This is a genomic window from Candidatus Saccharibacteria bacterium (assembly GCA_016700375.1).
GTDB lineage: Bacteria > Patescibacteriota > Saccharimonadia > Saccharimonadales > UBA4665 > JAGXIT01.
In genome coordinates this window covers 284,556-306,372 of sequence record CP065016.1, presented here as the reverse complement: position 1 = coordinate 306,372, position 21,817 = coordinate 284,556, and the positions used below count along the sequence as shown (strand labels likewise).

Sequence of the window (21,817 nt, the reverse complement as noted above, 5' to 3'; positions counted from 1 at the left end):
AATTTGCCATGCTTATCTTCCTGCATAATTCCAGGCTACTATATAGCGGAAATGTAGTCAAGAAAATAATTATTTAATGGATACTAGCTCTCTCTTAGTGATCTCGGGTATAGACATTTTTTTATTCTTTACAGAATCGAGTGCCTGTAGCATTGCCTCAGCTACAGCGTTAATCACTGGTACGGTAACTGAGTTGCCGATCTGTCGATAGATTTGATGATATGAAAGCCCGGCAGGTATTACTAAATTATTGTATCCCTGCAAACGACCGCATTCAGAAGGAGTGAGCCGACGTATGCCATACGCATCTTTTATGATTGGCACGTTATGGCCACCCATGCCCATATTCGCCATTAGTGTTGGTGATACTCCTTTGGCATTCTCGCGTACATAATTCCTGCGGTACTGATAAACGGTTGAGTCAGAAGTAACATAATCCTTGATGCGATCATAAAGCGGCTTACCCTCATAGTAATGAACGGGGTCAACTTCTGAATCCAGCAAATCTTGTACTTGCAGATTACCGCGACCAGGTATCTCAGGCCATTTGAATGCTGCCATGACTTCAGGCGAACGAAAGCCCACAATGTACACCCTTTCACGGTTTTGTGGCACACCAAAATCTAGACTGTTGTAAACTCTTTCATCCAGGTGATAACCAAGCGCTTCGAGCCTTTGCTTAATAATAGGGTAGGTTCGTTTATTGTCATGATTAAGGAGATTCTTAACATTTTCTAACATGAAACCCTGAGGAGGTATGGTCTGCGTGTCGGCTGCCTCTTTAAGTAAGCGTTCGATTTCTTCGAAGAGAATACCTCGTCCCTTGTGATCGTCAAGCCCCTGCTTGTGGCCTGCAACAGAAAATGCCTGGCATGGAAACCCGCCTAATAGAAAATCAAACGACTCAACGCCGTCCTTAACTAGTCCGACTTCGTGAATGTCTTTGACAGTAAGGGGTGTGTTTTTGAAATTGGCGTCATAGGTCAACTTGCAGTGCTTATCAAAATCATTGGCATAAATTGTCCTAAATCTGCCAGTTGCTTCGAACCCTTTGCGGATACCGCCTATCCCCGCAAACAGATCAATAGTAGTGTATGTAGTATTGCTCACAGTCTAATTATAGCGGCCGTGCCGCCACTCACCAAACATTATACTTATGTTGCTATTGCACGAACGATTAAAGCATTGCATTAGCTGGTGCTTTTAAGTACGTTGTTCACTTTTTGTATGAGAATATCACAAAGTATCCACTCACAATTTTTTTCTCAGTTATTGCTATTGATCACGGGTAAGATAGTTGTGATTATTTCGTCAGTATCGACGGGTGGTTTCGTATTTTTGAGGATTTAAGGCTCATTGAAACTTTTTAGGGTACTTTCCTCGAAGGAGCGTATCTGTTACTTTACGGCGTCGTCGTAATTTTATGCCTCTATGGACTCGGTGCATTGTTCTGAGATGACTAATACTACCATCTAACGTATTCGTCGTGTTTGGTGGGTTATCGACCGTGTGGCAGGTAAACAAATTCGGTAGATTTGTCTTGAGGCTGCGGTAAGCTGCTCTAAGTCTTCTGTGAGTGTAGCTGGTACTCCCATCGGGGTGAATCGTTTTCTCTTTCAGGAATGTGTCCCATGTATGATGCCACACTCCAAGCCATGCCCGGAACGAGGCTTCGTCGGTCAGCGTCAAAAGATCGACGATGTCTTTGAGCTTTCTAGCGGCATCTGTTTTGGGATGCTTTGTCAGATAGTTCCGAATAGTCTTCTTCTGATGGAACTGGCAGTACTGCACCGGAGCAAGGCTAGAAAGAGCTTTGACAACGCCTTTACGACCATCAACCACAAAGCCAGTGAATACCCAACCCGCTTCTTGCATCAAACGGATACCTCGTAGATACTCCTCGACAGTTTCGTACCGAATATCGTACCAGAGAAGATTACGTCGTAGCTCAGGTGAGCGGAAGATAAGGGTACCGTCACCGCGTGAACGGAAGTAGGCGTCGATAGCGAGTGTAGTTGAGGTGGGTAGTAATTCCTGGTACGGGAGCGTCTGTGGGATGTTGTAGGCGTCAAGCTTCGCTCGCATGGCCGGAACACTGACACGAAGCTCTTTGGCCAGCTGCTCGACTGTTTGCTTTCCCCAGACATAGCTATCCCAATGCATGAAGGCAACCGATGAACGTATCTGTCTGCGTTTATCTTGAAACTTCTTGCGGCAATCCCGACAAAGGTACCGTGGACGCCCAGACTGCATCCCTACATGATTAATCCGTATGCTATGACAATGAGAACATCTTTTTTCATGCAATCAGCATGACAGAAAAACGGTGAAAGAGTACCCTAAAATCTTTCAGTTAGCCAGATTTAATGTGAAGCAGGGTGAAGCAAGGTCTAACCCTAAAGAGATGTAATAAGGCCGATTTTACAATTGACTGTATAATCGGGCCTACAATGTGATTTCACCCGGGATGGTATGGTTCCCTCTGGTGGGTTCGTCTGGGATTGGTTTTTGGGGCCGAGGACTGGATGGCGGACTTTGTACTCCTCCCCTCAACCATGCTCGTCCGTCAGTAGATGGACTGCGCGTGGCTTCGCTTCACCGAACCAGCGACCTCACTCGCTTTGCTCGCTGGTCGCAGTTTCAAACCAATCTCTGAGCCAAGAAAAAACGAGCCCAAACGACTCGTCTTTTCTTGGCTCCGGGGACTGGATTCGAACCAGCGACCTAGTGGTTATGCTTATCTTGTACTTTCGTGCAAGGGCGGACTATCTTATCAACCGTCGCATAACGGTTGTCGGGCGCTTACGAGAGATTATTGTTAGGCTCACTCTCTAGTCTCTGAACCTTCCCTGCTCTTTTAACCTAAGCAAGGCTTGGCTGCGGATTACCTTGTCTTTCGATGTAGGCTTCCCGTCAATTCACCCGATGTTCACTACTTGATTGCCCAAGTAGGCTGCATTTATTTATGAAGTAACTCTTCAAGGCGACTTACAGCCACCCGCTCTACCGCTGAGCTACCCCGGAATATATTTTTTAACGAACGCTCGTCCCCTTGACGATTTTAATTGTCTTTCGCGCTGAAGTGCTTCAGAGCGAGTGGCGACTGATTCAGAATAAATCAGCTCCCAATCACCCTCAAACTTCGCTGTAAAGTGGTTGCCCCTTTTATTATTATGTGAAGCGAGTCTCACTTTCAGATTATTAGTTTGACCAATATATATCTTATTAGCAACTGCATTGTAAAGCACATAAACTTCAAGCATGAAGTTTATTATACAGCCACCCGTCCGTCAGCTGACGGACTACCCCGGAATATATTGTGTAATGTACGTCCAGTCCTTTACTATGTAAGCTAAATTTTTGCGCTTAATACTTAAGGACGGGTGATAAGTGACTTCTTGCAAATCAGTTTTCATTCGCCCTCAAACGGTTACCATGTATTGTACATAAAACCCCTTATAAAACAAAGTGCTCCGATACCCTTCCCGCCGGTGCTTGTAGCACCATAACCAGGGAACAATATCGGAGCGATGTAGATATAAGGTGCTTACTCCCGTAAGGGAGATACAACTAGTATCATACCGGGTTCGACTACGTGTGTAAAGGCCAAAACTCACAGTTTATCCACAATGCAGCGATATTTATCACAAATACTACTTTTTACCACGGATAAACGCGAGAGCCTGACGACGGAACACGAATGTACCGGCAGCAAGGGCGATTATGCTCAAGCTTAGTGCCGTGATAACCCCTGTAGACGAACCAGTGTTCGCGAGTGTTGAGGTAGGTGTTGTTGCGGTTGCAGCGGTTGAAACTACCGTAAGGGTTACTTCGCCGCTGGCATAGTAGTTTATGCGGTAGTTGACGCCACTGGCTGTAAACACTGCCCCGTTGGCCAAACCAGCAAATGTGCCCGTAAGCGACGTACCGTCTATGATGGTAAAGACAAGGTTTTGCACAGGGCTAAAGCCAGCAAGCTGACTAACTTGCAGCGTTGCGCCACCCAGGTCAACTGCTCCGTTTACGGTAGCGCGGTCGTAGCCGCTGCATGCCGTTGTACCAGTCATTTCTTGCTGCCAGGTTGAGCCAGTATTGAGCAAGAGTGAGCCAAACGTCATACAGCCAGGGCTGTTGCCTATGGCTACAGTTCCGCCACTATCTACCTCGACATCCCCAACAGACCCAGTGCCCTTAAGGGTTGAACCACTGAGAACGTAGGTACCTGCTTCTGAAAATGCACCGTTTAAGATGAGGGAGCCTTCTTGACTGCCAAATACTGGAGCAACACCAGGGACATAGCTGGTATCGAGACCCCCAGTCAGGATTGCTGTACCGGTCCCTTTTTTGACGACAAAGGAATCGCCAGCGGGGACGTTGCTAAATTTCGAGACAGTCCCGCCAAATGTGTAGTTGGCGTTGCTAGCAAGAACAATGGCTGCGCCATTGCCGCCGACCGACAATTCACCATCACCCGTGACATAGCCGATGGTTTCAGTTGCTGTTGTGCCGATATACAGAGCGGCTTTGTTGCTACCGTTTTTGACAAGATGCACATGGCTTGTGTCGGCAATCGATTCATCGAAAGACGTTTCAACGGTTGATGGCTTAGTGCTTGTCGCAAGCACGTCCATGTCGCCGGTAACCGCAACGACATCTGCTGCTTTGCTGGGGTAAAACCGCACGCCTTGAACAGTTAGCTTGCCAGCGTAGGTGTTGGCCGAGGCACCAGTAAACTGGATGGAGCTATTGGCGACGACCGTCGTTGGGCTGGTGGTAAGGGTAATATTGCCAGTGCCAGATATAACTCCCGATAGGGTGAAGGCTGAAAACAGCGCACTGCTATCGACGCTAAAGACTGAGTTGCCCGACAATACAATGTCCCCCGAAAGCGTGGTTGACTCGCCCGCCTGGACAAGCACACCGTTGCCACCGACACCGCTGCCATCAACCCACAGATTCTCGGCGACGCTTGACGCACCGGCAAAGTCAAAGCGCACCGTTCCGCCTGAAAGGATATTCGTGTCGCCGGCGGTGCTGCCCAAGCCTTGCTCGTTAGTTACCATGACAAGCGCGCCGCTGTTGACAGTGTTTGTGCCCGCGTAGGTGTTTGCCCCGGCTAGGCGGAAGCTACCACCGCCGATAGAAAAGCCGCCATTGCCGCTGACCGTGCCATCGACCCGTATTTGCGCAGAAGCGTCTACTGTAAACAGAGAGATACCGCTATTGTTGGTAATGGTTCCGGTAAACTGCAGATTTCTGCTGGCAGTTTCTTGACTTATGCCAATACTATCGTTGACAACCCCGTTTCCGGTAATTGTGATGTTGTCGTATGCGGCAAGCCATGAGGTGTCTGGCGTCGTCACGCTGGTTTGCCAATCATTTGCAAAGGCGGCATTTACATATATAGAAACCACTCCGCCGCCCATGTAGATGTCGTTGGCGTTACTGCCAAAGCAGGTGGCTGAGCGGCATTCAAATGAGGCATTTGATTCGGCTCCAACGGTACCCGCCGTAAAGGTGTTTGTGGCGCCGCGTACGATTGCCGTTGCGTCATTAACGGCAACAAATTGAGTCGTTGTACCGGTGATGTTGTCGGTAAAATCGACCGTACCGTCATAGCCAGACTGCCCGACATTTACCTCGCCAGCCGCCGAGAAGTTACTGGTACCGCTGAGCGTTATTGTTCGGCCTGTACTCGCGATGAGTACGACATTGAAGGCTGTGTAGCTGACATTGACATCAATAGAGACTGATTGGGTTGCCAAAATAGCTGTGACGTTTGTGATGGTGAGGTCATTACCAGTTACCGAATACCCGCTATCGCTAAAGTTGAGCGTTGCGACAGAGAGTCCGGCGATGTCATTGTTCATAGCCTTGTTGGCGGTTCCAGCTGGGAACTCTAGAGTATCGCCGGCGTCAGGAACATTGCCGTTATCACAGCCTGACCAGTTACCACCGTTGCTCCAGTCTGCGTTGACAGCGCCAGACCAGGTACACGTATCAGCCGCAGCCCACACAGAGCTTGGTATTGCGGCAAGTGCGCTTACTGCGATACCCACAGCAAGCGTTAGGTTTATGAGTCTTTGTTTCCACATGAGATAACCCCTCATTTACATAGTCTTCAAGAGTAGTATCTCAGAAAGTGCTCATGTTTTTTGTAAGATTTCTCACAGAAAAAAGTTGTGCTTATAACAGTGCTAATGATTTTTCATAGCACGCTCGGAGTCGCGGGCATCGTCTCGCTTGCGTAAGGTTTGGCGTTTGTCCCAAGTTTTCTTGCCTTTGCCGATGGCAATGCGGAGCTTGATGTAGCGGCCAGCGGTAAGGATTTCGAGCGGGACAATAGTGCGGCCTTGTGTCTTGGCTTCCAGTAGTGCGTCTATTTCGCGGCGCCTAGCGAGGAGCTTGCGTGTACGTGACTGGTCTTGTTCGGGTACCGGAACGCCACTGGTCCCGTTGACCGTGCCATTTAGCAGGTACAGTTCGTTTTCTTTGACGGTCACGTACGCGCCACGAAGCTGGCCGTGCCCCATGCGCAGCGACTTTGTTTCGGCACCGGTGAGTTGTAAGCCCACCACCAAAGAATCGCCGAGCTCGTAATCGTGCCGTGCTCGTCGGTTCTGAATGACCTTGCGTGGTCCCTGCTGCTTCTGGTGGCCGCGACGCCCCTGTTTCTTTGCCATGGCTACATTGTACAACAGAGGTAAAATATTGACAAAAATATACAAAAAGTTTATTATATAATTAATATGGTTATTTCGCATGGTGGCACTTTCCCTTCACCTCCACGCAATGAGCTGCTTGTGGCCTGTCGAAACGTGTATGCGGTGGCAATGGATGATTTTGCCCCAAGATCCCCCCTTTGGGTTCGAAGACAGCCTCTAGGGCTGGTTGCCATCCACTTTGCAGGTGTACTCGCAACACGTAGCAGCGGGGAGCTGGCGGTACAAAAATTTGATATATGTCCTGTTTTAGAGGAATATGATGACAGTTATATGGCAGGAGAAGAACTGCCGCCCACACACTCTCCTCTAGGTATGGGGTTGAGGGTCTACGACCTAACACCCCTAGAAATTGCTGCGACGTACGGTACGGTAGATAAAAGGAATAACGCATTGAGCTATAAAGTTCACGATTTTGATGTGCACATACCCGAAGACGCAACAAACCAAGCAAGTCAATTTTTGGAAGTATTGAATAGATATGTAGCAGGCGGTAGACCATGCCGGAGCCAAAGAGTTGAGTCGTCGCATGTTGATGGTTGGTCTATCGGTCATGTGATTATGCCCAGACTATCGGTCCATACCGTGCTTGAAGGGAATGAGCCACCAGACTTTATTCGGAATTTATCCGATTTTCTCAATACCAAATATGCAGCTATTAATACTGAGCTTGACGCAATGCTCGGGAATCGTAGCCGCAGAATTGCTGAAGAAAGTATGCGTGTTGATACTGATGTCGCAAAAGACCTGGTGGATGAGGCAATTAGTCGTGCGGCACAAGAAAGAAAACGCACACTTGCTGCCCTGGAGCACTTGTGTAGGGTCTATCCGTATTCCTGAGAACTGGCGTGTTAGTGACGTAGCTACAAATTTGACGTCAATGTCTTGGAGGAGCCGTCATTCTCGTGTACCCGGCACGCATATCAGAGCAACTTTGCCATAGGTGTTTTTAGGAGGTGAGAATCCAGCGGAGAACCATGTCTTTGAGCCGACGGTACTCGGCTTCCTCGAACTGGATGTTGGCTATGCAGAACTTTTTGTTCGAGACGTGGCTACAAAACATGCACTCGAACATGTCGCCGCAGTCTTCTATAAAATAGCAGTTGACGATTTTCTTTGACCATATAACCGAAAAGCTGTTTGAGGTGCTGTTGCTGTCTTCGACACGAGCGCAATAACTGAGCCCTTTCGAACGCTGGCACGCCGCCACAAATTCGCTGTCGTTCACGCCGTCTGAAAACAGGATGTTTTTGGAGCCGCTAATGTCCTGCGAACGATATACCTTTTCCGAGCTGTAAATATTGTCCGACTCGCCGATGTTTATACTGTCCAGGTGGCGTTCCGTAGCGGTATAGTTCACTTCATTCCAGGCCGCAAGGATGTCCGGGATGGAGTCGAACTGCCGCTGTGGTTTCTGATCCCAGTCCAGTCTGTTCCAGGCATTCTCAGTGGTGATAAATTTACTTGGGTTGACCGACTGGGTCCAGGTGGCCTGTCCGGTGGTGCTGTCATTGACCTGCTGCGGCAAACGGACGTCAAAAGCAAATTTTTGACGGAATTGCTCTAGGGTAAGTGGGTTTTTATAGCCAAAGATTTGACCAATAATATTGTCCAGGAGTGCTTTTGCGGCAGATTCGTCCATGGGTTTTACCCATCCTTCCTTACTTTTATTCGACTAGATGAATGTTCGGCGAGCAAGTCGCTCAAGTTAAATGTCTGTGGCTCCAGCGAACTGGCGGTGTCAAATGGCCGTGGCGGTGTGGGCGCAGCAGTCTCTAAGCCCTGTGGAGCAGATGCAAGCGGTGTTGACGCTACAGTAACCGGCGGTTCTGGGGCATTTTCACCTGGGATGGCCGTTTTAACAGGGCTACGTAACACCTGGGATTCTTCGAACTTGGTTGGGAGTTTTGGGCTGGGCGAGGTCTGGTACGTTGCGAGATTATCGGGTGAAATGGATTTTTCGGCATGTGGCGCGTCTAGCGTACGGGCTTTGACTGCCGGCACAACCTGGCCATTGGCGAGCACCCGAACGAGGCATTCTCGCGGGTGCAGTTCGGTCATGATTTTGACGCGTACTTCCGGCTCGTCGATGCCTTTGGCATGCTCTTTCTCGACGAGTTCTTTCGGTAGCTCAATATTTAGGTTGCCCTCGAGCGCCCGAGCATCTTCCTCGGAAACTTTGAACGTGTAGTAATTGTAGGTGTTTGCAAAAATGGCATCGCGTAAGTCTTTATCTATCTGGCCAAAATACTGCTGGGTCAGAACTACCGTTAGGTTAAATTTGCGCGCCTCGGACAAAATGGCTGCCAGAGCTGGGTTTTGCACTACCGAAACCTCGTCTATTATGAGCATAACGCGCTGGTTGAACGCACGGGCTTGAGCAAGGAGGAATATTTGCTGAATGAGCAGACCAGCAACGGTTTTGACAACTTTTTCGCCCATGCTGACTTTGTTCAGAGAAAAGACTGTCAAAAAGTGCTCCTGGATGGTCTTGCTCAGTGAAAGTTCACCTTCGCTTATCAGCGCTGGTTGGAGCTGCATCTCATCTACAAAAGAGACGATGGGAGATATAGTCTCGGTGTAATATTTGGTACGAAGCTCGTTAAAATCGGCACCAAAAAAGTGAATGATGTTACTCGGAACGTAGGACTCGACATGTTCAAGAATTTGGTTACGAAGCTCTATATCTGTCACAAAGCGTTTGAGGTTGCCGAGCGACATTGCTTGGGCGGTGAGGAGGACATACAGGCTAAAACGCAGCAAGCGGTCGGCTTTAGGGTTAGCCATGTCGCCCATAAGCGAACGAAATAGCGTGCCTGTTAGCTCCGTAGCGGCTGATATATCGGTGGCGGTGCCGCTAAATAGCTCGGTACTCTCGTGGCCAAAATTGATTACTTTTTTGTCGGCTATGTGGGTAAAATCTTCGGCTAGCGAGGCGTGTGGGTCTATGACAACGACGCGGTAGTTCATGGCGAGTGCCGTTTTGCTCAGGCGGTCTACGAGCAGGCTAATGAACTTTGACTTGCCGCTTCCGCTCGCTCCGACTATAAACGAGTGCTTGTCAAATTCGTAACCGGTGAGATGTAAGTAGTAGTTGCGTGGAAAGAATGGAAAAGTGTCGACTTCAAGTAATGCTCCGGCGCTATCGCTTGACAGTATGGGGACGGCTTTCTCAATATTGAGATATTTGGGAACGGTTTTTTTCAGGTAATGTGTGTTAGTCGTAAAGTCTATGGCGAGCAGGTTGGCGGGAAATGCGGTTAGTAATTTCGTGGCCTTACTCCAGGCTTTACCTACCGACATAAAGTACATGCTGGTTTGAATAACGGCCTTGTCATGCCGAAAAGCTTTGACGCGGAAGCTGGCAAATTCAAGACTTTTCATTTTCTTTATATGGTATTTTTCTTTGAGGTCAAGGATGTTTCCACCACTCACAAACTGCACAAAATGTTCTTTTCCGGTCGCAGAGGGCAGCTCAAGGTCTTTTTCGTGCGCCGGACGAAGCAGGACGCCTTCAATGGCGTTCGACAACATGCTGAGGTCGTGGTCGCACCGTACAAAAAACCGTACGACGTTGTCTGTGCAGCGAAACACTAGATCGTAGTTTCCGCCAAGTACACCTAGGTGGCCGATGATGGCTTTGTTGAGTTGCAGCCATTGCCCTTGCGTGAGGCTTTCACTGAGGATATATAGCTCAAACAGATGCCACCGGATAGGTTGTTTTGCCATATGCTGTATTGTATCACCACTGTAGATAGCAGGAAAGATTAATCGTTTATGGCTTTTTGTACGGCTTGCCAGATGGTTTTATCGCCGTTTTTGTGGCGCCAATACCACCATTCTCCACCCCAGAGGTCTATGGGGTGCGCGTCGACGCGCTGGGCAAAGTCTATGTTAAAACGTATGCGCTGGGCGCTCATGGACAAGGCTTGTTCCTCGGTGGTCATTTCCCATATGGCGCGGTGACCCCATGGTTCTAGCTGTAATTCGTGAATGAAGACTGGCTTTCCGATGATTTTCTCTATAATGAAGCGACGCAATCTGTGGAGCCATGGTTTCTGGATGGTGTGCCGGTAAGCGCCCTTGTTGAACATCATGGTGTATATACTGAAACCAACGCCGCCGCGGGGGTGTGGGCGGCGCAGCGGAATCCCCCAGCCGTTGCTGGTGCTCATGTAGATTGGCTTTTCGGTGAGCTCGGCGAGCAGCTGGTATTCTTTGCGCAGTCGCCGAAGATTTATGTCGATTCCCCTGCCGAACCCTCGAAGCACTGCTTCGTTTTCCAGCTGATAACCATCTATAAAATCTGCTTTGTCGTACCATTCTACCGTTGCCTGTACAAAGTCTAACAACGCCTGAGTCTTCTCTGGCTCGGGTAGGGTCATTGCCCACTGGGGCCAGTGGTACTCTGGCCAGCGCGGCTGCTTCACGCCCAAGCAGAGCGTGACAATGCCGCCGGCATTTTCGACCATTTTCATTTGCCAGTCGAGTTCGCTAAAATCGTAGGTGCCGCGCGTTTTTTCACACTCGTTCCAGTAGCTCATAAGGCGGAAGCGTCGCCAGCCCATCTTGAGCAGCCACCGAAGCGTGGCTTTGGGGTCAAGGCCAAAGCTCCGGCATTGTTTGACACTAAAACTGACGCCGTAGCGCTTCGGGTCGATTGTGTGCATAACCATTGCGTAAAATATAACAGATTTCCTCGTCCCGCGGTGCTACAATGTCCTCATGACGAACGAAGAAATGCTGGAAGATATCAAACAACTGATTACGGCCAACAACCGTATTTTATCGCTTGAGCTCGAACAGAAACTTGATGAAAAACTTCGTGCCCAGACCGAAGAATTACGTTCCATTATGGATGTTAGTTTCGATGCCGTTCAAGAACAACTAGACGACCACGAACGGCGTATTGGCACGCTTGAGCACTCTACGGCCTAAAACTCTCTCTGGCAATGTTCCATACCGAATCATCACCTAAGACTTTCCAGCGGTAGTACCAATATTCGGCACCCCAGAGGTCTATGTGGCGGATACCGGTTTGTTTGGCGAAATGGAGCGTGCTTTCAAATCGGGCAGCGTCGAACGTTTTGTTTTGCTCTGTTAGGCTGATATCGGGGATGTTTTTGCCGTTTGGCGGCCACGGTTCCATCTGGAGCTCGTGAATAACACTTTCCTGTCCCTTCAGTATTTTCTGCGCCCCAGCAAGTGCGGCGTAGTGCCAGCTGGGAAACGGATAAGTTTGGTAGCGTTTTGTAAGAGTGGCGTCCCAAACACGTCGGTATAGCGATATGCCGTTTATATCACCCAAGGGGCTGCGCAGTGCAAAGCCAGCGTAGTTGTTGCTGCGACTTATGATGACTGGGTGTTTCGAGTCAGCCTTTTTTACGAGCGCGAGTTCGTCGGCCAGCCGCGCGCGGTCAAAATTGTAGCACGCACCAAAGTGGTTGAAAAACTCGTTTTCGAGCTGGTAGCTTTGTAGTGCCCGGGAGGCTTTATAGCGATTAATAATGGCTTTCATGAACGTTTCTAGTTGTGGCTGCCACTGCTCGCGCGGCTGTTTGGTGTCGTAGAACGACGGAGCATGACACTCTGGCCAACGTGGCTGGCGCAGCCCAATCGCGAGGCTAATGTACCCACCAGCTTTTTCTATGGTTCGGAACTGCCAGTCGAGCTGTTCGAAATTATATGTCCCAGGTGAAGTCTCTATCTGGTCCCAATAGCTCACGAGACGAAATTGCCGAACGCTGAGGTCGTTGATTATGGCATTCAATGTTTCCTCCGGATCTACGCCTAGGTATCCGGCATAACTCGGGATAAATGTGACACCTAGCTCGTATGGTTTGCCCTTTTGTGAGTGTTGGTACCAGAGGGCGAGGGCGTAGCTGGAGCTGGAAATTAGAAGCGCCAGACACAGAACAATGACGACGCTGCGTTTTACCCAGACGCGGATAGTCGGATAGGCGGATAGGCAGATAATCTTCCTGTTCTTCTCTGCCCGACTAGTCAGACTATCCGACTCCGCCGCTACTACGTTCTTTGCCCTTTGCCCTTTGCCCTTTTTGACTTCATTCATAATTCAATTTCCATATTCTCAGCCCCGCTGTGGCGGCTCGTGCTACCATTATACCGTGTCAAAGCCAGTAACGGTTTCGGTAATCATACCCGCTTACAATGAAGAGCAGTGTTTGCCTGCGTGTCTCGATGCTCTGGCCGCACAAACAGTGAAACCATTTGAAGTGATTGTGGTAGATAATGCCTCCACTGATAAAACGGCCGAAGTAGCCGCCCGGTACCCTTTTGTGACCGTGCTGCGCGAACCGGAACGCGGCCGTGTGTTTGCTCGCAATGCTGGGTTTCGTCATGCTTCTGGTACCATCCTGGGGCGACTTGATGCCGACGCCATTGTGCCCGAAGGCTGGGTGGAATGGATTTCGAACTTTTATGAATCTAGTGAGGGAACGGTAGTACTCACCGGTGGAGCCCATTTTTACAACATGCGGCCCACCTGGCTGATAAGCTGGGCCTACAACTGGCTTGTCTTTCGCTTCAACACCATACTGACTGGCGCGCCGACACTGTGGGGGTCAAATATGGCACTGCCGCGAACCCTTTGGGAAAAAGTGGAAAATGATGTCTGTCTCGATAATGCACTGCACGAAGACCTCGACCTCACTTTCCATGTGCGGCGCACTGGTGGGCATATACGGTACGACAAATCTTCTCGTGTGCGGGTAGAAATGCGCCGTGTGCATACCGACCGCCAAGCACTGTGGCCCTACCTGCAAATGTGGCCGCGCACTCTCCGACGCCACGGGTACTGGACGTGGCCAATCTGTTGGGTGGTTGGCGCACTTATGCTCTATATAGCCTCGCCTGCTCCGTTGATTTTTGAGAAACTTGCTAGCGCAATTCGACGGAAACCTGTTGCCTGAGCCTACTGATTACTACTCTGCCACTGGCCGGATGAGAGTTGGTAGGGCGCGCAGTTGCCCCACAAGCCACTCTTTTCAGCTTGGGCTTTTTCCATGGCAGCGTTAAACTCTTGGCTTTTGGCAAATGGAAAAGCGTAAGCGAATGCGTAGCCTTTTTGGACGAGCTCCAGGTTTAGGTTCACGCCGTCCTCCAGATACACGTAGCGTAGCAACCGGTCGTAGCGATCCCGGTTTGTAGTCAGGCTGTCGGAAACGAGTCGGATGCGCTGGCTACCAATGCGGTTTTTTGTGTAAGCTGCCGCGGCTGGTCCGTAGCATTGCACCGGGGTGTTTTCCTTGTGGGTTTCCGGTGTGTCTATGCCAATAAAGCGAATTTTTTCCTCTGTTCCATTCATGTCCACTAGTACGGTATCGCCGTCCAGAAATTGTTTTACGGTATATGACCCTGGTTGAGCGCGCATAAACACCTTGCTATTGAGCGGCTTCAGCCACCCCTGTTTCTGTGCTACAAACGCAAACAGTACCAGCACCACCGCAAACACCATCAACCCCCAACGTTTCTTGGTCATTGTGTGTCAAGTATACCACCGCAGATGGTGATGATTATCATCGCAAAGGGTTCAATAAAAATCCAACTTGGCGCTTTGTCGGTAGCGAAGTAACCATTGTGGTCACTGCTGCAGCTAATGGAATCTGAGGGCGAGTGACCCGGGCGTTTATATTTGCGACCGCCATAAAGCCTAGCTTCGAAACCCTGACTTTTACGGTACTACCCGCGTCAATCACTCTGTGATTACCATCAAAATGTGCGTCGGTATCAGTAAGCAGACAAAAAATATCTTCTTCGCCTTCTTTTAATACTTCCCGAGACCACGTGTCGGTTTGCGCTCCCCAAGTCCACAGGGGAAGCTCAAGCGGGTTTTTGAGAGTCAAAATTCTCAATGAGCGTGAATCAAGCCGTTGCCCGGGGAAGACGATGTGCTTTGCCAGGAGCGGCCCATTTGCATAATCGCGCGAAACCAGAAGCTCTTCTTCGTATTGGGGAGAAGAGGGGTCTTTCCCGTTGGATTTGCGTACAAATATTTTTCCGTCTTTGACTTTCTCGCTCAGTCTTACGCCCATGCGTCCTTCATGAACAATAGTTCTAATGACGTCATTGTTATAACCAAATGCCCGACGATGTTTGCCCGCATTCAGATCGCGTGCGCCTTCACCGATTGCACCAACACCAAAGCCGAGTACGGCATACTGCGTCTCGCCGTTAATCTCTATCTCTATCAATGGCACATCTTGCATTTCGGCAATCTCAGGACTAATGAGCTGCGACGGCCGACGTATACCTTTTGCGCCATTGAGGATGTTTTGCAGCACATTGCCGTTGCCAAAACCCTCTGCTAGGAGTGCCGATCTTTCTTCGGTGCGAACTTGGAGCGCGTGTTCAGTCACTGCAATATCTTGCCCTACTCGTGAGGTTACGCCATCTCCGCTCAACACTGCTATCAACGCTCTTCCGCCCGCAACGATATCATCAACACTTGTAAGCCTATCGTTTTTCTGATTTCTCAGTCGTAAATTGCCGCCTTCAAACTCAGTAGTGCAGACGGGTGCTTGTGCAAAGATTGGGTGAGCGTTTTGAGTCCAGGCGACGCCAGCTTTTGCGTCTTTTTCATTTGAACAACCGCTTCCAATAATAATTGCCGCATATTCAAAATGGCCGTAATCAATACTAGGGCTAACAGCGTTTTCAAAATTTACAGGCATTTTAGTAGCTTTAGTAGTCTATACCTTTATTGGCGAGGAATTTGTCATCGAAGTGATGTTTTACCTTCGTCATATCCGTTGCTATGTCTACATACTGTAACAGGTTTTTGGGGAAGTTTCTGCCGGTGAGGCAGAGGCTGGTTTTGGGCGAGCGTTTTAGGATGAGGTCTTTTAGCTGACGCTCGGTGAGGAGGCCGTCGTGGACGGCATTGTTTATTTCGTCGCAGATAACGAGGTGAAACTTCTCAGAGGTGGCAGCCTCAAATGCGGTGAAATAAGTGTCTTTTGCGGCCTGCTTGTGCTGTTCGGGCGTGACATCACTGGCGCTTAAATCTCCGGCGTCGTAAAAACCTTTGCCGCCTTTGTAAAACAAAAGGTCGTCACCGTATACGGGTAGAATATCTCGTATGAATGTGTGCTCGCCGACCCCCCAGTATTTTATGAACTGCACATAGGCCACCTTCCAGCGGTTGCCCAGGGCGCGGCACATCAGCCCTAGCGAAGCCGAGGTCTTCCCCTTTCCTTCGCCGGTATACACCACTACCACAGACTCTTTGGTCTGAAAATCCTCAAAAGACATAGAACCAGTGTACAAGAGACAAGAGATAAGAGACAAGAGCGGCTAGGGGTAATGCGGTAAACTCTTCGACTCTATATTTCGGCGTCAAATGGCGAAGGAGGGAGGTTGTTCTCGGTACATACGACTCCCCTTGAGAGTGCAAATGCTACGAAGCTTCCGTCGAGTATAATTGGAGGTAGCCCGATTTTAAGAAAAGCCGCTCCCTCACCGCTTCCCGTAAGCTCAGTATGAGCACTGCTTAGGAGATTGCCCCCAATCCCTTGCCCGCGACTGCCTTCATCAACGTACATACCAACAATGCGGTAGTGTACGCCATGTTCATCTGGTTTTTTAAGTTCCAAAACAGCAAGAGCACCAACTACTTTTCCCACTTGATTTTGTCTAGTGAATAGCTCGAGGCCGTCAGTCGTGTCGAGTGGTTCAACACCGGCGACTCCCCGGCCACAATTTATGAGCGCGAGAGCAGCGTGCTTATCTTCGCCACTATGTCGTGGAGCTTTGGTCAAAGTATCGCGTGTCATTAAATATATAATAACACAGAATAATGACAAGAGCAACTATACTTTGAGGGCGGAATCAATGCGGGCGCGGTCGAAGCCGACGATGATTGTACCGTTTATGTCCAGAACGGGTATACCCGTTTGGCCGGATTTTTGCATGGCTTCTTCAGCGTATTCACGCTTTTCGTCAACGTTTTTTTCGCTAAACTTTACACCGGCGCGGTCGAGGTACTGCTTGGCTGCCTGGCAGAATCCGCACCAGTCGGCGCTGTATACGGTAACTTGGGGTGTATCTGACATAGTTGTTGCTCCTTCTTTACTATACAAAGTATAGCGTATTATCTGCACGGTTTCAAGTCATATTTTTGCTATACTATCATCAGTATGCGCTACGCTTTTGTATTTTTAGCCATTGTAGCGATGTGGGTGGCATTGCTGCTACTGGCGCTTAAAACCACTGTAGACACGCTGTTTTTGGCAGCCGTCGTCATGGTGCTCACGGTAGTACTGTTCCTCATAGGGTTCCAGAGGGGTCGCTAGGATGCTCCGAACCCTTCAGGTAGCTCGTTCGGTTTTGCGAGTGGTGTGGGCGCGCCTGACGAGCAAATATGATTGGCAGTTTCAAATTGCCCAGCAGTGTCAAGAGCTTGGCGGCGTGTATGTGAAGTTTTTGCAGATGCTCGCGGTGCATAATAGCACGAAATATCTTGTAGAAGGCATGGGTGCGGAGCTGGCGTTTGAGCAGGTGCCATACGAGTCCATACACCTTCACCGAGAGCTGGGCGACCTTACCGAGCAACTTATGAGCATAGAAGAAACGCCATTTGCGGCTGGGTCATATGGTCAGGTCTACCGCGCAAAGCTTCATGGCGGTGACGATGTGATTGTGAAGGTACTTCGTCCATCTGTGCGCAAAACACTCAAAACCGATATTCGTATCTTAAACGTCATTGGTTTGGTGGTGAGTTGGTTTACGGGTAGCTCTATGGTAAATTTCCGCACCATGGCTCGGGAGTTTTCTAGGGCCACCTGGGCAGAAACAAACTATCGGCTCGAAGCCCAAAGCGGCGAGCGTATTCGTGCCTATTTTGACCAACGCGGCACGCTGACCATTCCGCGCTCGTACCCCGAACTCACATCTCGAACAGTGCTAGTGCAGGAATATATTGGCGGGGTATCCATAGTGTCGCTTGAGTCAAAGCAGCATGAAGGGTTTCGCATAGACGACCTTGTGCGTAGTGCGGTTGGCTCAGATGTATGGGAGCAGCTGCGCTTACTTGGAACAGAACTGCTGCGCGCCACCGTGTACGCTGACTATCTTATGGTAGACCCGCACCCGGGGAATGTACGGTTGCTACCCGGTAACAGGGTAGCGCTGATAGATTTTGGGCTTGTTTCGCCTGCCCCCACAAACCGTGAGGCGTTTGCAAGCCTGATACACCAGTTTCGTAAGCTGTACGATGATGAGTTTGAGGCCGGGAGTTTTGCGGTGGCAATGCTGGCATTTTTCGACGTAGAATTACACGACGCACTTGATGTTGTAGCCCGCGAACGTCACGATGATTATACGTTCTCTCTGGGCGAGTTTATTGACAAGTTTGTGGCGGCACAGTCGCAGCAGGCGAAACTCCAAAATTATCTTTCCAGCAAGCAGCTGTTGCAGCTATTTATAGATATTTTGAACCAAGATAACAAACTCGGCATTCGCATAACAGAGGAAAATGCTCTCCTGCAGCGTTCTATGACCATGTTTATGTCTGTCATACGGGCAATCAGTGATGCTCACGGCGAAGAAGTGTATGCGCCAATTATTCGTGACTGTTTGCGAACGGTCGACAAGGAAGTGAAACGTACTGGCGTGACGCAGTCGGCTCGACACCGACAAATGAGTGAAGAGCGTGCCTTTGAGGTTGCCTCAAGCTGGCTAGCGGTTGTCGCAGAGCGCGACCGAAATTTGTATAAACACATCATAGGAGGAAGCTACGCCACATGAATATCGTTTTTTGTCATTCCGGGCTTGACCCGGAATCTAGCGCTATGGATTCCGACTCGGAGGTCGGAATGACAGTACCCAAGGAGTATTCACGATGAGTGATTTGAAAGAGTGGGTTATACAGCTTCGCTACCCCTACACGGCCGGGGTCATTGCGGTAATCTGGCTCGGTACCGCCGTGTTGGCCGTGATACGTCCGGAGGATTCCATAGAAACCCTGATAGTTCTCGCCGCCGCCGCAACCATCATCATCGCCCTGGTCGGTTTTTCCTCAAGCCGCCGGTAAGCTGAGAGCTACACTGGTTACTATGCTCAAAAAGCGGTTGGTTAGCTTGGAAGAGTGTTAATATAGTATGTATGCACGAGGGGGTATTAGACAGAGAACACACACTAAGTACTGATTCAGGCGGTGTTTCTCGTGGTTCAGTGCGGCAGCATATATTACCAACGTCAAATCCTAAGCATTCAAATACGCTATTGGGAGAAATCAAAAAGACACCGTACTTTCAGTCAAAAAATTTTGTCCTTTATAATGCAGATTGTCTCAGTATTTTGAAGCAACTGCCAGAGAACTCTGTGGATATGATTTTTGCCGACCCGCCTTACAACCTTTCTAACGGGGGATTTACGGTACATGCAGGTAAAAGAGTCAATGTTCATAAAGGTGATTGGGATGTAAGTCAGGGCCTTAAAAAAGATTTTGAATTCCATATGGAGTGGATTCGTGCGTGTCGAAGAGTCTTGAAGCCTGAAGGAACATTATGGATAAGTGGTACTTACCACTCAATTTACTCGTGCGGTTTTGCTGTGCAAGTCGAGAAGTTTCATATCTTAAATGATATTACCTGGTTTAAGCCAAATGGTTCGCCGAACTTAAGCGGTAGATATTTCACGGCAAGCCACGAGACGCTCATTTGGGCACGCAAGGAAAAAAATGCAAAACATCACTTTGAATATAAGCTTATGAAGGAGGGCGCGTGGCCAGAAGACGCAATGAAAAAGCCAGGACTTCAAATGCGATCGGTGTGGTCACTACCGACACCAAAACCTTCTGAGAAAGTGCATGGTAAACACCCGACACAAAAACCACTCGACCTGCTGCGTAGAGTAGTGCTAGCCAGTACGAAAGCTGGTGATGTTGTGCTCGATCCATTTACCGGCAGTAGTACAACTGGTATTGCTGCTGCTATGTATGGTAGAAAATTTATCGGTATCGATAAGGACGCATCGTACCTTGATCTTTCGGCGAAAAGGTATAAAGATCTATCTATAACGTAACGGAGAAATCATTATGGTACCGAGAGACACGAGAACAGGTGGAGTACTTGAAAGTATGATTTTGCCCTCGCTCACAAGGGGCGGATACACCTATGCTGCACAAGTAAACGTCGGTCAAAGACTCGGTGGCGGCAGGCATATGGCTGATGTGGTAGTGCGTAAGGGTGAAGAAGAAATTATTGTTTCGCTGAAATGGCAACAAACCTCCGGTACTGCCGAGCAAAAGGTTCCTTTCGAAGTTGTCTGCTTAATGGCTGCAGTAGAGGACGCAGCTAACAAAGCGACAAAGGCATATTTGGTCCTGGGTGGTGCGGGGTGGAAGCTACGTGATTTTTATACTGGCGGCGGATTGGAAAAGTACATTGCTTACGAAGACACCGTTCGTATTGTCACACTTGAAGAATTTGTAGCAATCGCTAATAACGGAAGTCTCTAGGTCATATAGCCGGTATCATTCCCACTCGATGGTGCCGGGGGGTTTGCTGGTTATGTCGTAGACGACGCGGTTTATGCCGTGTACTTCGCTGACGATACGGCTGGAAATTTTGGCTAGTAGTTCATGCGGCAACTTAGCCCAGTCTGCTGTCATACCGTCGCTGCTGCTCACGGCGCGGACGGCGCAGACTTGTTCGTAGGTGCGGCCATCGCCCATCACCCCAACGCTCTTTATAGGCAACAATACCGCGAAAAACTGCCATACTTCTGGGCGGACGGGGTGGTTCTCTATTTCCTCGCGCACAATGGCATCGGCTTTTTGCAGTATGTCTATGCGCTCTGGTGTGACGGAGCCAATAATGCGTATGGCAAGACCGGGTCCTGGGAATGGCTGGCGCTGCACCATTTTTTCGGGCAACCCGAGTGCGGCACCCAACTCACGAACCTCGTCTTTAAAAAGTTTGCGCAGTGGTTCTATGAGCTTCAACTTCATTTTTTCGGGCAGGCCGCCCACATTGTGGTGGGATTTTATGGTTACACTGGGGCCGTTTACGGAAACGCTTTCAATCACGTCTGGGTACAGTGTGCCCTGCACCAAAAACTTTGTGCCCTGTACTTTCCGAGCTTCGCGTTCAAAAATGGCTATGAACTCGGCGCCAATGACTTTGCGCTTTGTCTCGGGGTCCTCAACATCTTTTAGTTTGGCGTAAAAGTCTTTGCTAGCGCGAATGGGTTTAACATTCAGCCCTACCGACTTATAGGCGGCCAGTACTTCTTCGTATTCATTGGCACGCAGTAAACCGGTGTCGACGAAGATGCAGGTTTGCTGTGTGCCGATGGCTTTGTCTACCAATGTGGCAGCTACAGAACTGTCTACCCCGCCGGAGAGCGCACAAACGACATTGGCGTCCCCCACAGTTTCGCGGATGCGGGCAACGGCATCGTCTATGAGCGAGCCTGCCGACCAATCGCGGTGAAATCCACAGAGGTCGAAGAACCGTCCCAGAATATTTTTGCCTTCTACGCTGTGAGCGACTTCGGGGTGAAACTGTAGCCCAAACAAGCCAAGCTCGCGGTCTTCCATGGCGCATATAATGCCACCGCTCATGGCGGTGACGGTAAACCCTTCTGGGGCTTTGGCCACGTGGTCGCCGTGACTCATCCAAACGACCGAATTATCTGCCTTTTCGTCTATAAGGGAGCTTTTGCTCGAGAGTGATATAGAGGCATTGCCATATTCGCGTGTAGTACCTGGCTCAACTTTGCCGCCGAGGTTAAGCGCTAGCAGCTGCATGCCGTAGCAAATGCCAAGGATTGGTACTTGCAGCTCAAACAAATCGGCATTAAGCGCAGGAGCATCCTTTTCGTAAACAGAGTTTGGCCCGCCCGAAAGGACGATTCCCTGCGGGTTCTGCGCTGCTATTTCTTTTAGGCTGGCGCGAAATGGCAAGATGATACTGTAGACACCAAGTTCGCGCGCTTTTCGAGCGATGAGCTGGGTGTATTGTGAACCGTAGTCGAGGATAACCAGGGTTTCCTGAGAAGTAGGCGCGTTCATTGCACGTATCCGTTCGTTCGAAATTCCAAATAGCAAGTAGCAAATTTCAAACAATTTC

General features: G+C 49.5%; 23 protein-coding genes. 8 read left to right on the top strand and 15 right to left on the bottom strand.

All coding sequences use genetic code 11. The annotated features are described in order from the left end of the window. Positions 1 to 69 precede the first annotated feature (69 nt). The 5 genes from dcm to smpB form a co-directional block, all read right to left on the bottom strand. Complete coding sequence (gene dcm, locus IPP75_01640) at positions 70 to 1,110, bottom strand: DNA (cytosine-5-)-methyltransferase (protein QQS69823.1); 1,041 nt, start codon at positions 1,108 to 1,110, stop codon at positions 70 to 72. A 243-nt stretch (positions 1,111 to 1,353) separates the two neighbouring features. Next, complete coding sequence (locus IPP75_01635) at positions 1,354 to 2,253, bottom strand: hypothetical protein (GenBank protein QQS69822.1); 900 nt, start codon at positions 2,251 to 2,253, stop codon at positions 1,354 to 1,356. Between the two features lie 761 nt (positions 2,254 to 3,014). Beyond that, positions 3,015 to 3,263 carry a GIY-YIG nuclease family protein gene (locus tag IPP75_01630; GenBank protein QQS69821.1) on the bottom strand — a complete coding sequence of 83 codons (249 nt, stop codon included), beginning with the start codon at positions 3,261 to 3,263 and terminating at the stop codon, positions 3,015 to 3,017. 390 nt (positions 3,264 to 3,653) lie between these two features. After that, on the bottom strand, positions 3,654 to 6,095 hold the full coding sequence (locus IPP75_01625) for a hypothetical protein (GenBank protein ID QQS69820.1): 2,442 nt from the start codon (positions 6,093 to 6,095) through the stop codon (positions 3,654 to 3,656). Between the two features lie 102 nt (positions 6,096 to 6,197). Then, a complete protein-coding gene (gene smpB / locus IPP75_01620; protein QQS69819.1) occupies positions 6,198 to 6,683 on the bottom strand; it encodes an SsrA-binding protein SmpB in 486 nt (161 codons plus the stop codon). Positions 6,684 to 6,749: 66 nt separating this feature from the next. Here smpB and IPP75_01615 point away from each other — a divergent pair, with 66 nt between their 5' ends. Continuing rightward, entirely contained in the window at positions 6,750 to 7,562 is an 813-nt protein-coding gene (locus tag IPP75_01615) for a hypothetical protein (GenBank protein ID QQS69818.1), read from the top strand. Positions 7,563 to 7,671: 109 nt separating this feature from the next. Here the strand turns inward: IPP75_01615 and IPP75_01610 are convergent, their stop codons facing one another. From IPP75_01610 to IPP75_01600, 3 genes are read right to left on the bottom strand one after another with little or no spacing between them, the layout of a single operon-like run. Beyond that, complete coding sequence (locus IPP75_01610; protein QQS69817.1) at positions 7,672 to 8,364, bottom strand: hypothetical protein; 693 nt, start codon at positions 8,362 to 8,364, stop codon at positions 7,672 to 7,674. Positions 8,365 to 8,369: 5 nt separating this feature from the next. Beyond that, the gene (locus tag IPP75_01605) at positions 8,370 to 10,451 is read right to left on the bottom strand and encodes a DUF87 domain-containing protein (GenBank protein ID QQS69816.1); all 2,082 of its coding nucleotides are present in this window, start codon (positions 10,449 to 10,451) and stop codon (positions 8,370 to 8,372) included. Between the two features lie 38 nt (positions 10,452 to 10,489). After that, on the bottom strand, positions 10,490 to 11,398 hold the full coding sequence (locus IPP75_01600; GenBank protein ID QQS69815.1) for a hypothetical protein: 909 nt from the start codon (positions 11,396 to 11,398) through the stop codon (positions 10,490 to 10,492). A 49-nt stretch (positions 11,399 to 11,447) separates the two neighbouring features. Between IPP75_01600 and IPP75_01595 the strand changes: the two genes are divergently transcribed. Further along, positions 11,448 to 11,660 carry a hypothetical protein gene (locus tag IPP75_01595; GenBank protein ID QQS69814.1) on the top strand — a complete coding sequence of 71 codons (213 nt, stop codon included), beginning with the start codon at positions 11,448 to 11,450 and terminating at the stop codon, positions 11,658 to 11,660. Here the strand turns inward: IPP75_01595 and IPP75_01590 are convergent. Continuing rightward, a complete protein-coding gene (locus tag IPP75_01590) occupies positions 11,650 to 12,795 on the bottom strand; it encodes a hypothetical protein (protein QQS69813.1) in 1,146 nt (381 codons plus the stop codon). The two genes, IPP75_01595 and IPP75_01590, sit on opposite strands and share 11 nt — an antisense overlap. Before the next feature lie 55 nt (positions 12,796 to 12,850). On the opposite strand from IPP75_01590, the gene IPP75_01585 reads away from it, so the two are divergent. Then, on the top strand, positions 12,851 to 13,654 hold the full coding sequence (locus tag IPP75_01585; protein QQS69812.1) for a glycosyltransferase family 2 protein: 804 nt from the start codon (positions 12,851 to 12,853) through the stop codon (positions 13,652 to 13,654). Between the two features lie 2 nt (positions 13,655 to 13,656). On the opposite strand, the gene IPP75_01580 is transcribed toward IPP75_01585, so the two are convergent. The 5 genes from IPP75_01580 to IPP75_01560 form a co-directional block, all read right to left on the bottom strand. Further along, positions 13,657 to 14,223, bottom strand: coding sequence for a thermonuclease family protein (locus IPP75_01580; protein ID QQS69811.1), 567 nt, complete (start codon positions 14,221 to 14,223; stop codon positions 13,657 to 13,659). A 37-nt stretch (positions 14,224 to 14,260) separates the two neighbouring features. Then, on the bottom strand, positions 14,261 to 15,415 hold the full coding sequence (locus tag IPP75_01575; protein QQS69810.1) for a hypothetical protein: 1,155 nt from the start codon (positions 15,413 to 15,415) through the stop codon (positions 14,261 to 14,263). 10 nt (positions 15,416 to 15,425) lie between these two features. Further along, positions 15,426 to 15,995: a cob(I)yrinic acid a,c-diamide adenosyltransferase gene (locus tag IPP75_01570; GenBank protein QQS69809.1), complete on the bottom strand. Its 570-nt coding sequence runs from the start codon at positions 15,993 to 15,995 to the stop codon at positions 15,426 to 15,428. A 71-nt stretch (positions 15,996 to 16,066) separates the two neighbouring features. Next, on the bottom strand, positions 16,067 to 16,516 hold the full coding sequence (locus tag IPP75_01565; GenBank protein ID QQS69808.1) for a GNAT family N-acetyltransferase: 450 nt from the start codon (positions 16,514 to 16,516) through the stop codon (positions 16,067 to 16,069). A 36-nt stretch (positions 16,517 to 16,552) separates the two neighbouring features. Beyond that, complete coding sequence (locus IPP75_01560; GenBank protein QQS69807.1) at positions 16,553 to 16,795, bottom strand: glutaredoxin family protein; 243 nt, start codon at positions 16,793 to 16,795, stop codon at positions 16,553 to 16,555. 84 nt (positions 16,796 to 16,879) lie between these two features. Here IPP75_01560 and IPP75_01555 point away from each other — a divergent pair, with 84 nt between their 5' ends. The 5 genes from IPP75_01555 to IPP75_01535 all read left to right on the top strand — a co-directional run bounded on the left by IPP75_01555 (position 16,880) and on the right by IPP75_01535 (position 20,202). Beyond that, positions 16,880 to 17,035, top strand: a complete 156-nt coding sequence (locus tag IPP75_01555; GenBank protein ID QQS69806.1) for a hypothetical protein — start codon at positions 16,880 to 16,882, stop codon at positions 17,033 to 17,035. 1 nt (position 17,036) lies between these two features. Then, on the top strand, positions 17,037 to 18,488 hold the full coding sequence (locus IPP75_01550) for an AarF/ABC1/UbiB kinase family protein (GenBank protein ID QQS69805.1): 1,452 nt from the start codon (positions 17,037 to 17,039) through the stop codon (positions 18,486 to 18,488). Between the two features lie 94 nt (positions 18,489 to 18,582). Continuing rightward, positions 18,583 to 18,774 carry a hypothetical protein gene (locus IPP75_01545; protein ID QQS69804.1) on the top strand — a complete coding sequence of 64 codons (192 nt, stop codon included), beginning with the start codon at positions 18,583 to 18,585 and terminating at the stop codon, positions 18,772 to 18,774. Positions 18,775 to 18,845: 71 nt separating this feature from the next. Continuing rightward, complete coding sequence (locus IPP75_01540) at positions 18,846 to 19,766, top strand: site-specific DNA-methyltransferase (GenBank protein ID QQS69803.1); 921 nt, start codon at positions 18,846 to 18,848, stop codon at positions 19,764 to 19,766. A 13-nt stretch (positions 19,767 to 19,779) separates the two neighbouring features. Beyond that, positions 19,780 to 20,202, top strand: a complete 423-nt coding sequence (locus IPP75_01535; GenBank protein QQS69802.1) for a hypothetical protein — start codon at positions 19,780 to 19,782, stop codon at positions 20,200 to 20,202. Positions 20,203 to 20,217: 15 nt separating this feature from the next. Here the strand turns inward: IPP75_01535 and guaA are convergent, their stop codons facing one another. Continuing rightward, positions 20,218 to 21,759, bottom strand: coding sequence for a glutamine-hydrolyzing GMP synthase (gene guaA / locus IPP75_01530; GenBank protein ID QQS69801.1), 1,542 nt, complete (start codon positions 21,757 to 21,759; stop codon positions 20,218 to 20,220). Positions 21,760 to 21,817: the final 58 nt, after the last annotated feature.